This window comes from Dyella japonica DSM 16301 (genome assembly GCF_001010355.1).
Taxonomy (GTDB): domain Bacteria; phylum Pseudomonadota; class Gammaproteobacteria; order Xanthomonadales; family Rhodanobacteraceae; genus Dyella; species Dyella japonica.
Map to the genome: position 1 here is coordinate 20,158 of NZ_JPLA01000061.1, position 14,000 is coordinate 34,157.

Genomic DNA, 14,000 nt, shown 5'->3' on the forward strand with positions numbered 1-14,000 from the left:
ATACCGTCAAACGCCGTTGGGCGCAGACGGTGCACGCGAGTATGGATATCAGCCGAGCCTTTCGATCAGACCACACGGGCGCGGAGCAGATCGTGAATGTTAAGCGCTCCCACCACCTGCTGCTTGTCGTTGACCACCAGCAGCGCGTGAATCTGGTGCTTTTCCATCAACTGGGCGGCCTCGATGGCCAGCTTGTCCGCGCCGATGGTCTTGGGGCCGCGGGTCATCAGCTCGGCGACGGTGGCGCCGCGCAGGTCCAGGTCGTCGTCGTCCAGCGCTCGGCGCAGGTCGCCGTCGGTGAACACGCCGAGCAGGTGGTGATCGGCGTCGACCACGGCGGTCATGCCCAGGTGCTTGCGCGTCATTTCCATCAGGGCCTGGGTCAGCGAGGCGTTCGGCGGTACGGCAGGAATGCCTTCGCCGGTGTGCATCACATCGCTGATGTGCAGCAGCAGGCGACGGCCGAGGCTGCCCGCGGGATGGGAGCGGGCAAAGTCTTCGGAGGTGAAACCGCGCGCCTCCAGCAGTGCGATCGCCAGCGCATCGCCCATGACCAGGGCGGCGGTGGTGCTGGCTGTCGGCGCCAGACCCAGCGGGCAGGCTTCGGCGGCGATACTGGCGTCCAGATGCACATTGGCCTGGTCGGCCAGCGACGAATTCGCGTTGCCCGTGATCGCAATCAAGGGAATGCCCTGGCGCTTGATCACCGGCAGGATGAACAGCACCTCGTCGGTTTCGCCCGAGTTGGACAAGGCCAGCACGATGTCCTGCGGCAGGATCATGCCCAGGTCGCCGTGGCTGGCTTCACCCGGATGCACGAAGAACGCGGGCGTGCCGGTGGAGGCCAGCGTGGCGGCGATCTTGCGGGCCACGTGGCCCGACTTGCCCATGCCGGTGACCACCACGCGGCCCGCGCAGCTCATGATGAGCCGGCAGGCTTCCACGAATTCAGGGCCGATGCGCGGCTCCAGGGCGCGGATGGTCGCCGCCTCGGTGGCGATCACGGTGCGCGCGCTTTGCACAATGGCGTCGGCGTTGATCGCAAGCGGGTTGGCTGGGGCGACGTAGGCGTTCATGCGTCCTCGAAAAGTCCTGCGGTTTCCCGACATAACCCTGAATGGGCATCAGTAGACGGGAAACTACGGTGTATCAATAGGTTGTGGGTGATCGGCGGCTCAATTCAGAAGGCGCCGATAGCACGTGTCGTTTCTGCGACAGAGGTTTTCCATTAACATGGCATATTCGCATTTTAACGTCATAGTCGCTGCCATTGGGTTCGGTTCCTGACCGGATCGGCGGCGCTGACCCCCATCAAGCAAGTGGAAAAACCATGGACGCTGCCACCATCCAGGCAATGATCGAACAAGGCCTGCCCGGTGCTCAGGCTTCCGTCAGTGGCGACGACGGCGTGCACTTCGAAGCCCAAGTGGTGGCGGAACAGTTCGCCGGCAAGCTCCCGCTGGCGCGGCACCGCCTTGTTTACGCCACGCTTGGCGATCTCATGGGCGGTGCGATCCACGCGCTGGCCCTCAAGACGCTGACCCCCGCGGAAGTCGCTGCGCGCCGTTGAGGCTGCGCTGCACTCCCGAGACATTCATTCGCAAGGACTTTTCATGGCCAAGATCCTGATCAGTGGCGGCGAGCCGCTCCACGGTGAGGTGGGTATTTCAGGCGCCAAGAACGCCGTACTCCCGATTCTCGCTTCCTGCCTGCTGGCCGACGAGCCGGTGGCGATCAGCAACGTGCCGCATCTGCACGACGTGACGACCTTCATCGAGCTGCTCGGCCAGATGGGCACGCAGCTGGTGCTGGACGACCGCATGAAGATGCATATCGACCCGCGCACCACCGACCGCCATTTCGCCCCCTATGACCTGGTGCGCACCATGCGCGCCTCGATCCTGGTGCTGGGCCCGCTGGTGGCCCGCTTCGGCGAAGCGGAAGTGTCGCTGCCGGGCGGCTGCGCGATCGGCTCGCGTCCGGTCGACCAGCACATCCGCGGCCTGCAGGCGCTGGGCGCCGAAGTGGTCGTGGAGAACGGCTACATCAAGGCCAAGGCCAAGCGCCTGAAGGGCGCGCGCATCTCGATGGACATGGTCACCGTGACCGGCACCGAGAACATCATGATGGCCGCCGCGCTCGCGCAGGGCACCACCGTGATCGAGAACGCCGCGCAGGAACCGGAAGTGGTCGACCTGGCGCACTGCCTGATCGCCATGGGCGCGCAGATCGAAGGCGCCGGCACTTCCACTCTGGTCATCCACGGCGTGGAACGCCTGCACGGCGCCGAGTACGAAGTGCTGCCCGATCGCATCGAAACCGGCACCTTCCTGGTGGGCGCGGCCATGACCGGCGGCAAGGTGCGCGCGCGCAACGCCCGTGCCGATACGCTGGACGCGGTGCTGTCCAAGCTGGAAGAAGCCGGCGCGCATATTTCCACCGGTCCGGACTGGATCGAGCTGGACATGCAGGGCCGTCGTCCCAAGGCCGTGAACATCACCACCGCGCCGTACCCGGCGTTCCCCACCGACATGCAGGCGCAGTTCACCGCGCTCAACTGCGTGGCCGAGGGCGTGGGCGTGATCACCGAGACGGTGTTCGAGAATCGCTTCATGCACGCGCTCGAGCTGCAGCGCCTCGGGGCGGATATCCGCCTGGAAGGCAATACGGCCATCATCAAGGGCGTGGAAAAGATGAGCGGCGCGCCGATCATGGCGACCGACCTGCGTGCATCCGCTTGCCTGGTGCTCGCCGGCCTGGTGGCCGAGGGCGACACCACGGTGGACCGCGTGTATCACATCGATCGTGGTTACGAGAACATCGAGGAAAAGCTCGGCGTGCTTGGGGCGAAGATTCGTCGACTGCCGTCGTAAGGGCAGGAGTGAGGGAAGAGGAGTGAGAAGTGAGAGTGGTTTCTCTCACTTCTCCTGACAGCGCGGGCAAGTGAAGAAGGCTATGGCCTGAGAGTGGTTTCTCTCACTCCTCTCTTCTATTCACTCACTACTGCCCCTTAAAGCTCACCAGCTGCAATTCCAGATTGCCGCCATCGCTCTGCGACAGCTTCACCGGCACCGGATATTTCTGCGGGGCATACCAGGCGTTGAAGCTGTTCTGGTCGCTGCTGCGCACCACGCGTTCGGCCTGGAAACTGCCGGCAGGCACCTTCACCGCTTCCTTGCCGGCGACCTTGAATTCCTGGGTCTCGACATTGCGCTTCACGGCGACCGGCAGCGACACCGACTGCTTGCCAGCGCGGAGGGCGAGGCCGAGTGCGTACGAGGTGGTGTTGCGATCGACCATGCCTGGTGCGCTGGGGTAGGTCATCGGTCCCTTGCCTTCGTCCACCGTCACCTGGCCGCTGGTCCAGTTCACGTCGGTGTGGCGCTGCTTGTTCTTGAACCCTGCGTCCATCTTGTAGTCGTAGCTGACGGTTTCCGGCGCACCGTTGTTCCAGCGGAACGTGGTGGTTTCATTGGAGTTGGCGCCCAGCGCCGCGGCGATGCCGCCGGTGCCCTTGATCTGGTTGCTGTACACCCACTGGCCATTGCCGGCGGGCTTGAGCGAGACCACCGCCTCACCGATCACCTGGCCACCTTGCGAGACCTGGTAGGTCGCGGTGAACGGGGTCGGGGCCGGTGCCGCCGCAAACGCGGCCGTCGTGGAAAGGGCCAGCGCGAGACCGGCTGCGAACGTGCGGAGGGAGTGGGATGAGGTCATGGGGACCTCAGTCTACGGGCCGTTCCTGAACGACTTGTAGAGGGCTGGAAAACGTTCAGTCAACCAAAGCGCCATGGCGCAGTTGCAGCGGCGTATCGAGCAGCTTGCCGTCCAGCGCCACGCGGTTGGGCGCGATCAGGTCCAGGCGTTGCTCGGCGATCAGCTTCAGCACGGCTGGCAGCAATTGGTGTTCGAAGGTGAGCAGGCGCTGGGCGAGCTGGCCTTCGTCGTCACCGGGCTGGATCGCGATGCGCGCCTGCGCGATCACCGGGCCGCCATCGAGTTCGGCCGTCACGTAGTGCACGCTGGCACCGTGTTCCGCGTCGCCCGCTTCAAGCGCACGGCGATGCGTGTGCAGGCCGCGATACTTGGGCAGCAGCGACGGGTGGACGTTGATCATGCGACCGACCCACGGTGCGAGCGCCTCGCCATCGATGATGCGCATGAAGCCGGCGAGCACGAGCACCTGCGCGCCGCTGGCGTCGAGGCGCCGGAACAGCTCGAAGTCGAAGTCGCGCCGGTTGGCGAAATCCTTCGGATTCAGCGTGAAGGTCGGGATGCACGCATCCTTGGCCAGCTGCAGCGCGCCTGCGTTGGGCTTGTCGCTGCCCACCACCACGAAGTCGACCGGCAACACGCCCGCATCGCGGGCGACGATCAGGGCTTGCAGGTTGCTGCCGCGCCCGGAGGCGAGCACGGCGACGCGAAGACGCGGAGCAGTCACGAACTCAACCGATGTGCACGCGCTCGTCGCCCTGGGCGGGCACGATTTCGCCGATCACCGAACTGGCCAGGCCGTGCTTGGCGAGCAGGGCGCTGGCAGCATCGACGGCGTCGCGCGGCAGGATGACGGTGAAGCCGACGCCGCAGTTGAACGTGCGCCACATTTCCTCGCGCGCCACATTGCCTTCGCGCATCAGCCACTCGAACACCGGCGGCAGCACGATGGCGGCCGCATCGATGTGGATGCCAAGGTTTTCGGGCACCACGCGGATGATGTTTTCCTTCAGGCCGCCACCCGTGATGTGGGCCATGCCATGCACCGGCTGGTTCTTCAGCAGATCCAGCATCGGCTTCACGTAGATGGTGGTCGGCGCCATCAGCGCGTCGGCCAGGGTGACGCCGCCAAGGTCCAGATCCAGCGGATTGCCGGCGCGCTCGAGAATCTTGCGGATCAGCGAGTAGCCGTTGGAATGCGGACCGGAAGAGGCCACGCCCAGGATCACGTCGCCGGCCACGATGGCGTTGCCGCTGAGCAGCTGCGACTTTTCCACGGCGCCGACAGTAAAGCCACCGAGGTCGTATTCGCCCGGCGGATACATATCGGGCATTTCAGCCGTTTCGCCGCCGATCAGCGCGCAGCCGGCCAGCTCGCAGCCCTTGGCGATGCCGCCGACTACGGCCACGGTGGTGTCCACGTCCAGCTTGCCGGTGGCGAAGTAGTCGAGGAAGAACAGCGGTTCGGCGCCCTGCACCAGCACGTCGTTCACGCACATGCCGACCAGGTCGATGCCGATGGTGTCGTGGCGACCCAGCTGCTGGGCCAGCTTCAGCTTGGTGCCCACGCCGTCGGTGCCGGAGACCAGCACCGGCTCCTTGTACTTGCCCGACAGGTCGAACAGGCCGCCGAAACCGCCCAGGCCGCCCATCACTTCGGGGCGGGAGGTGCGCTTGACCAGCGGCTTGATGCGTTCGACCACGGCATTGCCTGCGTCGATATCGACGCCAGCGGCGCGGTAGGTGAGTGCGTCGGACATGGGGGCAACCCGGCGGGGAGAAACGACAAATTGTAGCAGCGTAGGGGCATCGTTTCCTGAGTGGGGACGCCGAACCGGGACATCTTCGATGGACGCTAGGGGGCGGATTGGGCAGACTTCCGGCGTCCCCCACCGGATTTCGGTCCCCATGCGCCTGTCCCGCCTGCTGCTCGTCTGTTTCATGCTGGGCCTCGCCCCGCTGCTGTCCGTGCATGCGCAGGGGCAGGTGTCGCCGTACACCGTGGTGGTTTCCGTGGCCGATACCAGCGACGCTGCCCGCAACAATGCCTTTGGCGACGCCCTGGCCCAGGTGCTGGCGCGCACGTCCGGCGGCCAGGACCTGAGCGCCAAGCCGGGCTACGCCGATGTGCTCAAGGGCGCCTCGGGCATCGTCCAGCAGTATCAGTACCAACGGGCTGCCACCGGCATGGCCCTGCAGGTCACCTTCGATCAGGCCGCCGTGCAGCGCGCTGTGTCTCAGATGGGCGTGTCCGGCGGCGGTTCCCGTCCGCCGGTGCTGCTGGTGGTGCGCGATGAGGACGGCAGCGTGCTCACCCGCGATGCGCTGTCCGCGCTGACCCAGACCGTTGCCGCCAAGGGCTACAGCACGGTGCTGGCCGACCCGGCCAAGACCGGCGATACGCCGAACCTGACCAGCGCCGAGCCCGACCAGGTGGCCGCCATGGCGCGCCAGTACAAGACCGGCCTGATGCTGCTGGGCCAGGTTCATGGCAATGCCGCGGACTGGGTGCTGGTCTCGGGTGGCGCCCAGCAGAAGTGGAGCACGCAGGGCGCCAACGTCGCTGCCGCGCTCACCGATGCGGGCAACGGCCTGGTCGATCGCCTCGGCAAGCAGCTCAATGTGATCGGTTCGGTGACGGTCGACGGCAAGCTGTGGGTGTCGCAGATCAATTCGGCCATGGACTACGCCAACCTCGTGGCCGTCCTGCGTGCCGATCCCAATGTGCGCCAGGTGACCACGCTGAGCGCGCAGGGCGATGGCATGTTGTTCGCGGTGAAGTCCAGCCTGCCGATGGACGCCTTGGGCAATAGCCTTGCCGCCGGCGGCCGTGTCCTGCGCGGCCCCTCGCACACCGAGGCGGATGCCAGCCTGCGCTGGGTCCACTGATGCGACGGCGGCGCGAGCCGCCTCATGCGTGCGCCAGCCTGGATCCGGCGCGCGTCTCTTTCCGCACTTCTCATGGGATGAGCCATGTCGATGACGCCTGACAGCTCCCGCCGCTGGCAAATGCTCGCGATCACCGCGGTCATCCTTTACGTGTTCTGGCTGCTGGCGCCGGTGATGATGCCGTTCGTCGTGGCGGCGATGCTGGCCTACCTGGGTGATCCGCTGGCGGATCGTCTGCAGCGGTTGGGCATGGGGCGCACGCTGGCGGTCAGCATCGTCTTCATCGTGCTGCTGCTGGTCACCATCGGTGCGCTGATCCTGCTGGTCCCGTTGATTTCCCGCCAGATCGACAACCTGGTGGACAACATGCCCCGCTATGTGGAGTGGGCCCGCGACACCGCGTTGCCGTGGGTGCAGGCCAAGCTGCACCTCGATCCCAGCGCGTTCGATACCGATCGCCTGATCCAGCAGATCAAGGATCACCTGGGTTCGATCGGCAATGCGGCCTCGGTGGTGCTGGGCAAGATTTCCCGCTCCAGCGTGGGCGTGATCTTGTGGCTCACCAACCTGGTGCTGATTCCGGTGGTGGCGTTCTACCTGCTGCGCGACTGGGACCGCATGGTGGCCTGGATCGACCGCATCCTGCCGCGCTCAATCGAGCCGACCGTCGCCCACCTGGCGCGCGAAGCGGACAGCGTGCTCGGTGCCTTCGTGCGCGGCCAGCTGCTGGTGATGCTCGCGCTGGGCATCTTCTACGGCGTGGCGCTTACCCTGATGGGGCTGTCGGTCGGCCCGCTGATCGGTATGATCGCCGGCTTGCTCAGTTTCGTGCCGTACCTGGGCTTTATCGTGGGTTTCGGTTCCGCACTGATCGCCGCGATGGTGCAATACGGCGACTGGACGCACGTCCTGATCGTGGTGGGCATCTTCACGGTCGGCCAGCTGCTGGAAGGCTACGTGCTGGTGCCGCAGCTGGTGGGCGACAAGATCGGCCTGCATCCGGTGGCGGTGATTTTTGCCGTGCTGGCCGGCGGTTACCTGTTCGGCTTCCTCGGCGTGCTGTTGGCCTTGCCGGCGGCATCCGTGATCCTGGTGCTGCTGCGCTACCTGACCGAGCGCTACCGACAAAGCGATCTCTACACGGAGGAGGGCGCGGGCGATCCCGTGCTCACTGAAGTGGATGTGGTCGTCGACACGCCGCAGGGCGAAGTGGAAACCCGCACCGTGGTCGACCGAGGCAACCCGAAGGACGCAGTACCACCCCCATGATTCCGCAGTTGCCGCTTGCCCTGCGTTGGCCTCGCCGCCAGCGTTTCGAACACTTCCACCCCGGCAGCAACGCCGGGACGCTTGCTGCCGTGGAGCAGCTGGCCCATGCGGCGCACACGCCTTGGCTGTATCTGGCGGGACCCACCGGCAGCGGCAAGAGCCATCTGCTGATGGCTGCCTGCCAGGCCGCCATCCAGGGCGGTCGCACGGTGCAATACCTGCCTTTGGCCAGCATCGGCAACCGGGCCGCGGCCATCCGCGGCGTGGCCGGCAGCGAGTTCCTCGCCCTGGATGATCTGGGCGTGATCGCCGGTGATCGCGAAGCGGAGCACGCGCTGTTCGACCTCTACAACCAGGCCAAGGCCGAAGGCGCCGCCTTGCTGTTCGCCGCCGAGGTGTTGCCGGTGCAGCTGGGTCTGGGACTGCCGGACCTGCGCTCGCGCCTGGGCGCCTGCCAGCAGGCATTGCTGAAACCGCTGGACGATGCCGAGCGGCGCAACGTGCTGCGCGAGCAGGCGGCGACGCGCGGGATCGAGCTGGACGACACGGTGCTCGACTGGCTGTTCAATCGCTATGCGCGTGATCTGGGCGCGTTGCTTGATCTGCTGGACCAGATCGACCGGGCTTCGCTGGCGGCGAAGCGGCGTATTACGGTGCCGTTTTTGCGGGTGTTTTTGCGGGAGTCGGAGCCGGGCAGCTGATTCTTGCCGGTCCCTTGTGGGAGCGCACCCTGTGCGCGACTGAGGTAGAACGCAGCGGGACGGTCGCGCACAGGGTGCGCTCCCACAGTGGGTTAGGTGGCTCTGGCTACAAAAAAAGGCGCCCTGGGGCGCCTTTTCTTGTGGCCGATAACCCAGCCTCACGCCATCAACAACCGCGGCGTCGCATTCGCGCTGATCGCATCCACCATCGCCTGCGCCACGTTGAGGTTGCCGGCGATGATGTTGCCGCTCTCGGGGATGCCGTCGCGACCGGCGAAATCGCAGTAGCGACCACCGGCCTCGCGCACCAGCAGGGCGCCGGCGGCCAGGTCCCACGGCTTGAGGCCGATCTCGAAGAAACCGTCGTAACGACCGGCGGCCACATAGGCCAGGTCCAGCGCGGCGGAACCGGAGCGACGGATGTCCTCGGCCTGGCCGAGCAGGGCGCGGGTCATGCCGAGCTGCGCATCCAGGTGCGAACGCTGGCGGTAGGGGAAGCCGGTGGCGATCATCGCGCCGCCCAGGTTCTCGCGCTTGGCCACGCGCATGCGGCGATCGTTGATGTAGGCGCCGTCGCCCTTGCTGGCGGTGAACAGTTCGTCGCGCAGCGGGTCGAACACCACCGCGTACACCGGCTCGCCCTTGTCGAGCAGGGCGATGGACACGGAGAAATGCGGGATGCCGCGCAGGTAATTGTGCGTGCCGTCCAGCGGATCGATCACCCACACCAGCGGCCCCTTGCCGATCGCGCCGCTTTCCTCGGCGAGGAAGGCGTGGGTCGGGTAGGCGCGCTTGAGTTCCTTCACGATCTCGGCTTCGGCCAGGCGGTCGACTTCCGAGGCGAAGTCCATGCGCTGCTTCTCGACGATATTGAGTCCGTCGATACGGTTCATATAGCGCAGGATGATGTTTCCTGCGGCGCGCGCGGCGCGCACCGCGACATTAACGGCGGGTCTTGGCATGGCTTCGGCTTTCAAAAGAACGGGGTTTTGGCCGCGAAGTCTAACAGAGACATCGCCGCGAGGCAGTCCCAAGGGCCCGGCCGGGGGCGCCGCGTTTGACAGGAAGCCCCAAGGTTTCCAAGCTTTGCGCCCGTTTACCCGAGTTTTCCTGCCCCGATGAGCGCTGAATCCGACCTCGCCGCCCGCATCCGCTATGTGCTGGTGCGCACCTCGCACCCCGGCAATATCGGCAGCGCGGCCCGCGCCATCCGCACCATGGGCTTTGACCGCATGGCCCTGGTGGCCCCGCATCGCTTCCCGGATCGGGAGGCCTCGGCCCTGGCGGCCGGCGCCGACGAGGTGCTGGAGAACGCCACGGTGAGCGATGGCCTGGTCGATGCCCTGGCCGGCACCAGCCTGGCCCTGGGCCTGTCGGCCCGCCGCCGCGGCGTGGACCTGGAGGAACTCACCCCGCGCGAAGCGGCCAACCGCGCCCTGGCAGCCGCGGCCCGCGGCGAGCAGGTGGCGCTGGTGTTCGGCAATGAGCGTACCGGCCTGGAGAACGAAGAACTGGCGCGCTGCCATGCGATGGTGCGCATCCCCAGCGTGGACGATTTCAGCTCCTTGAACCTCTCGCAGGCCGTGCAGGTGATGGCGTACGAGTTGCGCGTGGCATCGCTGGGCGAGGTCAACGTACCGGTCCGTGCCGACGCCGAACCGCCGGCCGATGCAGCGCAGATGGAGCGGTTCTTCGAGCACCTGTCGCAGATGCTGGACGACATCGACTTCCACAAGGGACGCGCGCCGACCACCATCATGTTGCGCCTGCGCAAGCTGTTTCAGCGGGCGCAGCCCGATGAGCGCGAGTTGCGCGTGATGCATGGCATTTTTGCTGATGCGCAGCGGATGGCGCAGATCGCCACGGACAAGATCAAGGCGTCGAAGGGCGACTAAGCCACTGCGCGGCGCGTTGTTGTTGTGGGAGCGCACCCTGTGCGCGACGGCGAGGCAGTCATCGACACCGAGGCCGTCGCGCACAGGGTGCGCTCCCACAGTGGATCCTTCGAGGGGCGATCAGAACCCGTCTTCTTCCACATCAATCTTCGGCAACCGCGCCACCAGCAGCTTGTCGATGCGCGCGCCGTCCAGATCCACCACTTCCACCCTGAAACCGTGCCACTCGAAGGTTTCGCCGGTCTGCGGGATATGGCCGAGCACGGCCATCACCATGCCGGCGGCGGTGCGGTATTCGTGTTCTTCCTCGCCGGGCAGGGCATCGACCCCCAGCAATTCGCGCAGGTCGTCGGTGGACAGCGAGCCGTCGATCAGCCAGCTGCCATCCTCACGCGGGGTGATCAGCGGGCTTTCCTTGGTGTCGCTGCTGCCCAGCTGGGTGGCGCCGACGATGGCCGCGAGCAAATCGTTGAGCGTCACCAGGCCCTCGATGTCGCCGTATTCGTCCACCACCAGGGCCAGCTGTGTTTCTGCGTCGCGAAATTCTTCCAGCAAGTCCAGCGCGCGGGCGGTGGCGGGCACGTACAGTGGCTTTGACAGTTGGCCGAAGATATCGGGCTTGCCTTCGGCGTAGCTGCGCAGCAGGCGTTTGACTTCGACCACACCGAGGATGTCGCTTTCGTCGCCGCGATACACCGGGTAGCGCGAGTAGGGCGTGGTTCGGAGGATTTCCGCGCTCTCCTGGTAATTGGCCGCCGCATCCAGCCAGACGATGCGCGTGCGCGGCGTCATCACGCTGTCCACCGTGCGATCGCCCAGGCGCAGCACGCGGTTGACCATATTGTGTTCGTCGCGATCGAGCACGCCGTGCTCGGCGCTTTCCGCCACCAGCAGGCGGATTTCCTCTTCCGTCGCCACGTCGCTGCCGCGTCCCTTCACGCGCAGCAGGCGCAGCAGGAAACCGCTGGAGAGGTTGAGCAGCCACACGAAGGGCGCGGTGATGCGCGACAACACCATCATCGGCATCGATACGTAGCCTGAGATCAGCTCGGGCGCAGACAGCGCCAGGCGCTTGGGCACCAGCTCGCCGATCACGATATTGATGAAGGAGATCAGCACGAAGCCCAGCACCAGGCCGATGACCCTGGCATAGGGCTCGATCCAGGCCGCCTGCCCGCCGTGAATGGCGTTGGCGATGTGGTCGCCCAGCGCGTCGCCGGCCAGGGCGCCGGTGATCAGGATGACCATGGTCATGCCCACCTGCACGGTGGAGAGGAAGCGCTCAGGCGCCTCGGCATTGCGCAGGGCCATGCGGGCCCGCCGGCTGTCGCGGGCCATGTGCTTGAGGCGGCTCTTGCGCGAGGCCACCAGGGCCATTTCCGACAACGCGAAAAAGCCGTTGAACAGCGAAAGCACGATGACGAGGGCGATTTCGGTCAGCATGCGGGTAGCCGGCCGGTGGGGAGGTCGCGTTTGGACATGAGACGCAGTGTAAGTCCTAAGTGGCCCGGAGGGGCCGGCAGGGTTTGATGCGGTGCGGCGCGGGGCTCCTGTAACATACCCGTCATTTTCCGCCCCCCTCGCACCCAGGCAATAACCGCATGTTTTCATTGCAAACGATTTTCGGCAAAGGCGACAAGTTCTATGGCCTGCTCGAACAGAGCGCCGAGGCTGCTCGCGAAAGCGCCAAAGCCCTGCACGAGCTGGTCACGCGCCGGGATCACGCCCCGGTGATGGCTGCCTTCGCCGCTGCCCGCCAGCGCGAGAAGGCGCTGGCGGGGCAGATCAGCGAGGAACTGGTGAACACCTTCGTCACCGCGCTGGATCGCGAGGACATCGAAGCGCTCAATTCGGCGCTCTACAAGATCCCCAAGACCATCGAGAAGTTTGCCGAGCGCTACGAGATCGTTGCCGGCCGCGTGAGCGACGTGGATTTCGCCGCGCGTGCGTTGATCCTCGAGCGCGCCACCGGCGTGGTGTCGGAAATGATCGGCGAGCTGCGCCGCGGCCTGCGCATCGATCCGGTGAAGAAGCTGCAGGATCGCCTGCAGACGCTGGAGTCCGAAGGCGACCGCATGCTGCTCTCGCCCTACCGCACGCTGTACGTGGAAGGCGGCGACGCCATGCGCGCGATGCTGGCGAAGGACTTGTTCGAGCTGCTCGAAAAAGCCATCGACAAGTGCCGCGACGTGGGCAACACCGTGTATTCGATCGTGCTGAAGAATTCCTGAGGCGCGACCTGATGATTCCCTCTCAGCTAAGCCGCCCGGTCATGTCCGGGGCACACGGCGTTGTGCGCGGGGTACGCGCATGAGCATCGGTCTGGCAATTGCCGTGGTGCTGATCGCGCTGGCTTTCACTTATATCAACGGATTCCACGACACCGCCAACTCCATCGCCACGGTGGTGGCGACCAAGGTGCTGACACCCGGCCAGGCGGTGATGATGGCGGCGATCACCAACCTGATCGGCGCTCTGTGGGGCACGGCGGTGGCCAAGACCATCGCGTCGGGCCTGATCGATACGCATGTGATCGATGCGGGGCCGCAATTGCTGATCTGCGCCTTGCTGGCGGCTACGGTATGGAACCTCATCACCTGGTGGTGGGGCCTGCCGTCCAGCTCCAGCCATGCACTGGTGGGCGCGCTGGTCGGCGCGGCGATCGCGGCATCCGGCAACAATTTCGCCTCGGTGATCTGGTCGCAGGGCGGCGCGCACTGGTGGGATGGCAAGGGCGTGGTGCCCAAGGTCATCCTGCCGATGGTGATTTCACCCTTGCTGGGTTTTGTCATCGGCTTCCTGTTGATGGGCGGGCTGTACGCCTTGCTCAGTTGGTTCTCCAGTCGCACGGGTTTCCTGCGGCGATTTGGCCGCACGCCGTTCGTGAATGCGTTTTTCGGCAAGGCGCAAATCGTCTCGGCCAGCGCGATGGGTCTTGCCCACGGCATGAACGACGCGCAGAAGAGCATGGGCATCATTGCGCTCGCCTTGGCCGGCGCAACCACTGCCGGCCAGTTCGACGGCCTGCCCGAGTGGCTGGGCTTCCTGCGCATCCATGGTTCGGCTGACGGCGGCTTCAACGTGCCTGCATGGGTGGCCGTGGTTTGCGCACTCACCATGGCGGGCGGCACCGCCGGTGGCGGCTGGCGCATCATCAAGACGCTGGGCCACAAGATGGTGAAGCTGCATCCCATCAATGGCTTTGCGGCCGAGGGCAGCTCGGCTGCCGTGATTCTCACCGCTTCGGCCTTCGGCATTCCGGTGTCGACCACGCATAACGTGTCGGCGTCCATCATGGGCGTGGGCGCGGCCAAACGCTGGAATGCGATTCGCTGGTCGGTGGTGGAGCGGATGGTGTGGGCGTGGATCCTTACGCTGCCGATTACGGCGTTGTTGGCGTATGGGTTTGTGAGGTTGGCGGCGACGTTTTGAGTGGGGTTTGATTCTTGCGACTCGCGCTTTTGTTTTGATTGATCAGGCGACCGAGGGTCCGTGCCGCGCGCTTCACTTCCCCCTCTCCCCTCCGGGGAGA

General features: G+C 65.7%; 14 protein-coding genes. 8 read left to right on the forward strand and 6 right to left on the reverse strand.

The genetic code is table 11. From position 1 onward, the window contains the following. Window positions 1–65: 65 nt before the first annotated feature. Window positions 66–1,076 carry a KpsF/GutQ family sugar-phosphate isomerase gene (locus Y882_RS17675; RefSeq protein WP_046973278.1) on the reverse strand — a complete coding sequence of 337 codons (1,011 nt, stop codon included), beginning with the start codon at window positions 1,074–1,076 and terminating at the stop codon, window positions 66–68. A gap of 254 nt (window positions 1,077–1,330) precedes the next feature. Between Y882_RS17675 and Y882_RS17680 the strand changes: the two genes are divergently transcribed. Together Y882_RS17680 and murA are read left to right on the forward strand one after the other, a co-directional pair. After that, window positions 1,331–1,570, forward strand: coding sequence for a BolA family protein (locus tag Y882_RS17680; protein ID WP_046973279.1), 240 nt, complete (start codon window positions 1,331–1,333; stop codon window positions 1,568–1,570). Between the two features lie 43 nt (window positions 1,571–1,613). Beyond that, a complete protein-coding gene (gene murA, locus Y882_RS17685; RefSeq protein WP_046973280.1) occupies window positions 1,614–2,873 on the forward strand; it encodes a UDP-N-acetylglucosamine 1-carboxyvinyltransferase in 1,260 nt (419 codons plus the stop codon). 127 nt (window positions 2,874–3,000) lie between these two features. Here murA and Y882_RS17690 read toward each other — a convergent pair whose 3' ends face one another. The 3 genes from Y882_RS17690 to purM are packed head-to-tail and all read right to left on the reverse strand — an operon-like array spanning window position 3,001 to window position 5,474. Then, the gene (locus tag Y882_RS17690) at window positions 3,001–3,717 is read right to left on the reverse strand and encodes a DUF3108 domain-containing protein (RefSeq protein ID WP_046973281.1); all 717 of its coding nucleotides are present in this window, start codon (window positions 3,715–3,717) and stop codon (window positions 3,001–3,003) included. A gap of 55 nt (window positions 3,718–3,772) precedes the next feature. Then, on the reverse strand, window positions 3,773–4,441 hold the full coding sequence (gene purN / locus Y882_RS17695; RefSeq protein WP_046973282.1) for a phosphoribosylglycinamide formyltransferase: 669 nt from the start codon (window positions 4,439–4,441) through the stop codon (window positions 3,773–3,775). Between the two features lie 4 nt (window positions 4,442–4,445). Continuing rightward, a complete protein-coding gene (gene purM / locus Y882_RS17700) occupies window positions 4,446–5,474 on the reverse strand; it encodes a phosphoribosylformylglycinamidine cyclo-ligase (protein WP_046973283.1) in 1,029 nt (342 codons plus the stop codon). A 148-nt stretch (window positions 5,475–5,622) separates the two neighbouring features. Between purM and Y882_RS17705 the strand changes: the two genes are divergently transcribed. The 3 genes from Y882_RS17705 (at window position 5,623) to hda (ending at window position 8,573) form a co-directional block, all read left to right on the forward strand. After that, window positions 5,623–6,603: a DUF2066 domain-containing protein gene (locus Y882_RS17705; protein ID WP_046973284.1), complete on the forward strand. Its 981-nt coding sequence runs from the start codon at window positions 5,623–5,625 to the stop codon at window positions 6,601–6,603. A gap of 84 nt (window positions 6,604–6,687) precedes the next feature. Further along, on the forward strand, window positions 6,688–7,872 hold the full coding sequence (locus tag Y882_RS17710; protein ID WP_046973285.1) for an AI-2E family transporter: 1,185 nt from the start codon (window positions 6,688–6,690) through the stop codon (window positions 7,870–7,872). Then, complete coding sequence (gene hda / locus Y882_RS17715) at window positions 7,869–8,573, forward strand: DnaA regulatory inactivator Hda (protein WP_046973286.1); 705 nt, start codon at window positions 7,869–7,871, stop codon at window positions 8,571–8,573. The genes Y882_RS17710 and hda overlap by 4 nt, the downstream gene beginning before the upstream one ends. A gap of 158 nt (window positions 8,574–8,731) precedes the next feature. Here hda and Y882_RS17720 read toward each other — a convergent pair whose 3' ends face one another. Then, the gene (locus Y882_RS17720; protein ID WP_046973287.1) at window positions 8,732–9,535 is read right to left on the reverse strand and encodes an inositol monophosphatase family protein; all 804 of its coding nucleotides are present in this window, start codon (window positions 9,533–9,535) and stop codon (window positions 8,732–8,734) included. 156 nt (window positions 9,536–9,691) lie between these two features. On the opposite strand from Y882_RS17720, the gene Y882_RS17725 reads away from it, so the two are divergent. After that, complete coding sequence (locus tag Y882_RS17725; protein WP_046973288.1) at window positions 9,692–10,468, forward strand: RNA methyltransferase; 777 nt, start codon at window positions 9,692–9,694, stop codon at window positions 10,466–10,468. Between the two features lie 120 nt (window positions 10,469–10,588). Here the strand turns inward: Y882_RS17725 and Y882_RS17730 are convergent, their stop codons facing one another. Further along, entirely contained in the window at window positions 10,589–11,911 is a 1,323-nt protein-coding gene (locus Y882_RS17730; RefSeq protein WP_046973289.1) for a hemolysin family protein, read from the reverse strand. A 158-nt stretch (window positions 11,912–12,069) separates the two neighbouring features. On the opposite strand from Y882_RS17730, the gene Y882_RS17735 reads away from it, so the two are divergent. Together Y882_RS17735 and Y882_RS17740 are read left to right on the forward strand one after the other, a co-directional pair. Further along, entirely contained in the window at window positions 12,070–12,699 is a 630-nt protein-coding gene (locus Y882_RS17735) for a DUF47 domain-containing protein (protein WP_046973290.1), read from the forward strand. Between the two features lie 79 nt (window positions 12,700–12,778). Next, on the forward strand, window positions 12,779–13,900 hold the full coding sequence (locus Y882_RS17740) for an inorganic phosphate transporter (RefSeq protein WP_211259212.1): 1,122 nt from the start codon (window positions 12,779–12,781) through the stop codon (window positions 13,898–13,900). Window positions 13,901–14,000 lie beyond the last annotated feature (100 nt).

What these genes read in the sequence shown, in the direction of transcription:
- Y882_RS17675 (WP_046973278.1), bottom strand. Translation starts at nt 1,076, where the DNA reads ATGAACGCCTACGTCGCCCCAGCCAACCCGCTTGCGATCAACGCCGAC.
- Y882_RS17710 (WP_046973285.1), top strand. Translation starts at nt 6,688, where the DNA reads ATGTCGATGACGCCTGACAGCTCCCGCCGCTGGCAAATGCTCGCGATC.
- Y882_RS17740 (WP_211259212.1), top strand. Translation starts at nt 12,779, where the DNA reads ATGAGCATCGGTCTGGCAATTGCCGTGGTGCTGATCGCGCTGGCTTTC.
- Y882_RS17720 (WP_046973287.1), bottom strand. Translation starts at nt 9,535, where the DNA reads ATGCCAAGACCCGCCGTTAATGTCGCGGTGCGCGCCGCGCGCGCCGCA.
- murA (WP_046973280.1), top strand. Translation starts at nt 1,614, where the DNA reads ATGGCCAAGATCCTGATCAGTGGCGGCGAGCCGCTCCACGGTGAGGTG.
- purM (WP_046973283.1), bottom strand. Translation starts at nt 5,474, where the DNA reads ATGTCCGACGCACTCACCTACCGCGCCGCTGGCGTCGATATCGACGCA.
- Y882_RS17705 (WP_046973284.1), top strand. Translation starts at nt 5,623, where the DNA reads ATGCGCCTGTCCCGCCTGCTGCTCGTCTGTTTCATGCTGGGCCTCGCC.
- Y882_RS17680 (WP_046973279.1), top strand. Translation starts at nt 1,331, where the DNA reads ATGGACGCTGCCACCATCCAGGCAATGATCGAACAAGGCCTGCCCGGT.
- Y882_RS17735 (WP_046973290.1), top strand. Translation starts at nt 12,070, where the DNA reads ATGTTTTCATTGCAAACGATTTTCGGCAAAGGCGACAAGTTCTATGGC.
- Y882_RS17730 (WP_046973289.1), bottom strand. Translation starts at nt 11,911, where the DNA reads ATGCTGACCGAAATCGCCCTCGTCATCGTGCTTTCGCTGTTCAACGGC.
- Y882_RS17690 (WP_046973281.1), bottom strand. Translation starts at nt 3,717, where the DNA reads ATGACCTCATCCCACTCCCTCCGCACGTTCGCAGCCGGTCTCGCGCTG.
- Y882_RS17725 (WP_046973288.1), top strand. Translation starts at nt 9,692, where the DNA reads ATGAGCGCTGAATCCGACCTCGCCGCCCGCATCCGCTATGTGCTGGTG.
- hda (WP_046973286.1), top strand. Translation starts at nt 7,869, where the DNA reads ATGATTCCGCAGTTGCCGCTTGCCCTGCGTTGGCCTCGCCGCCAGCGT.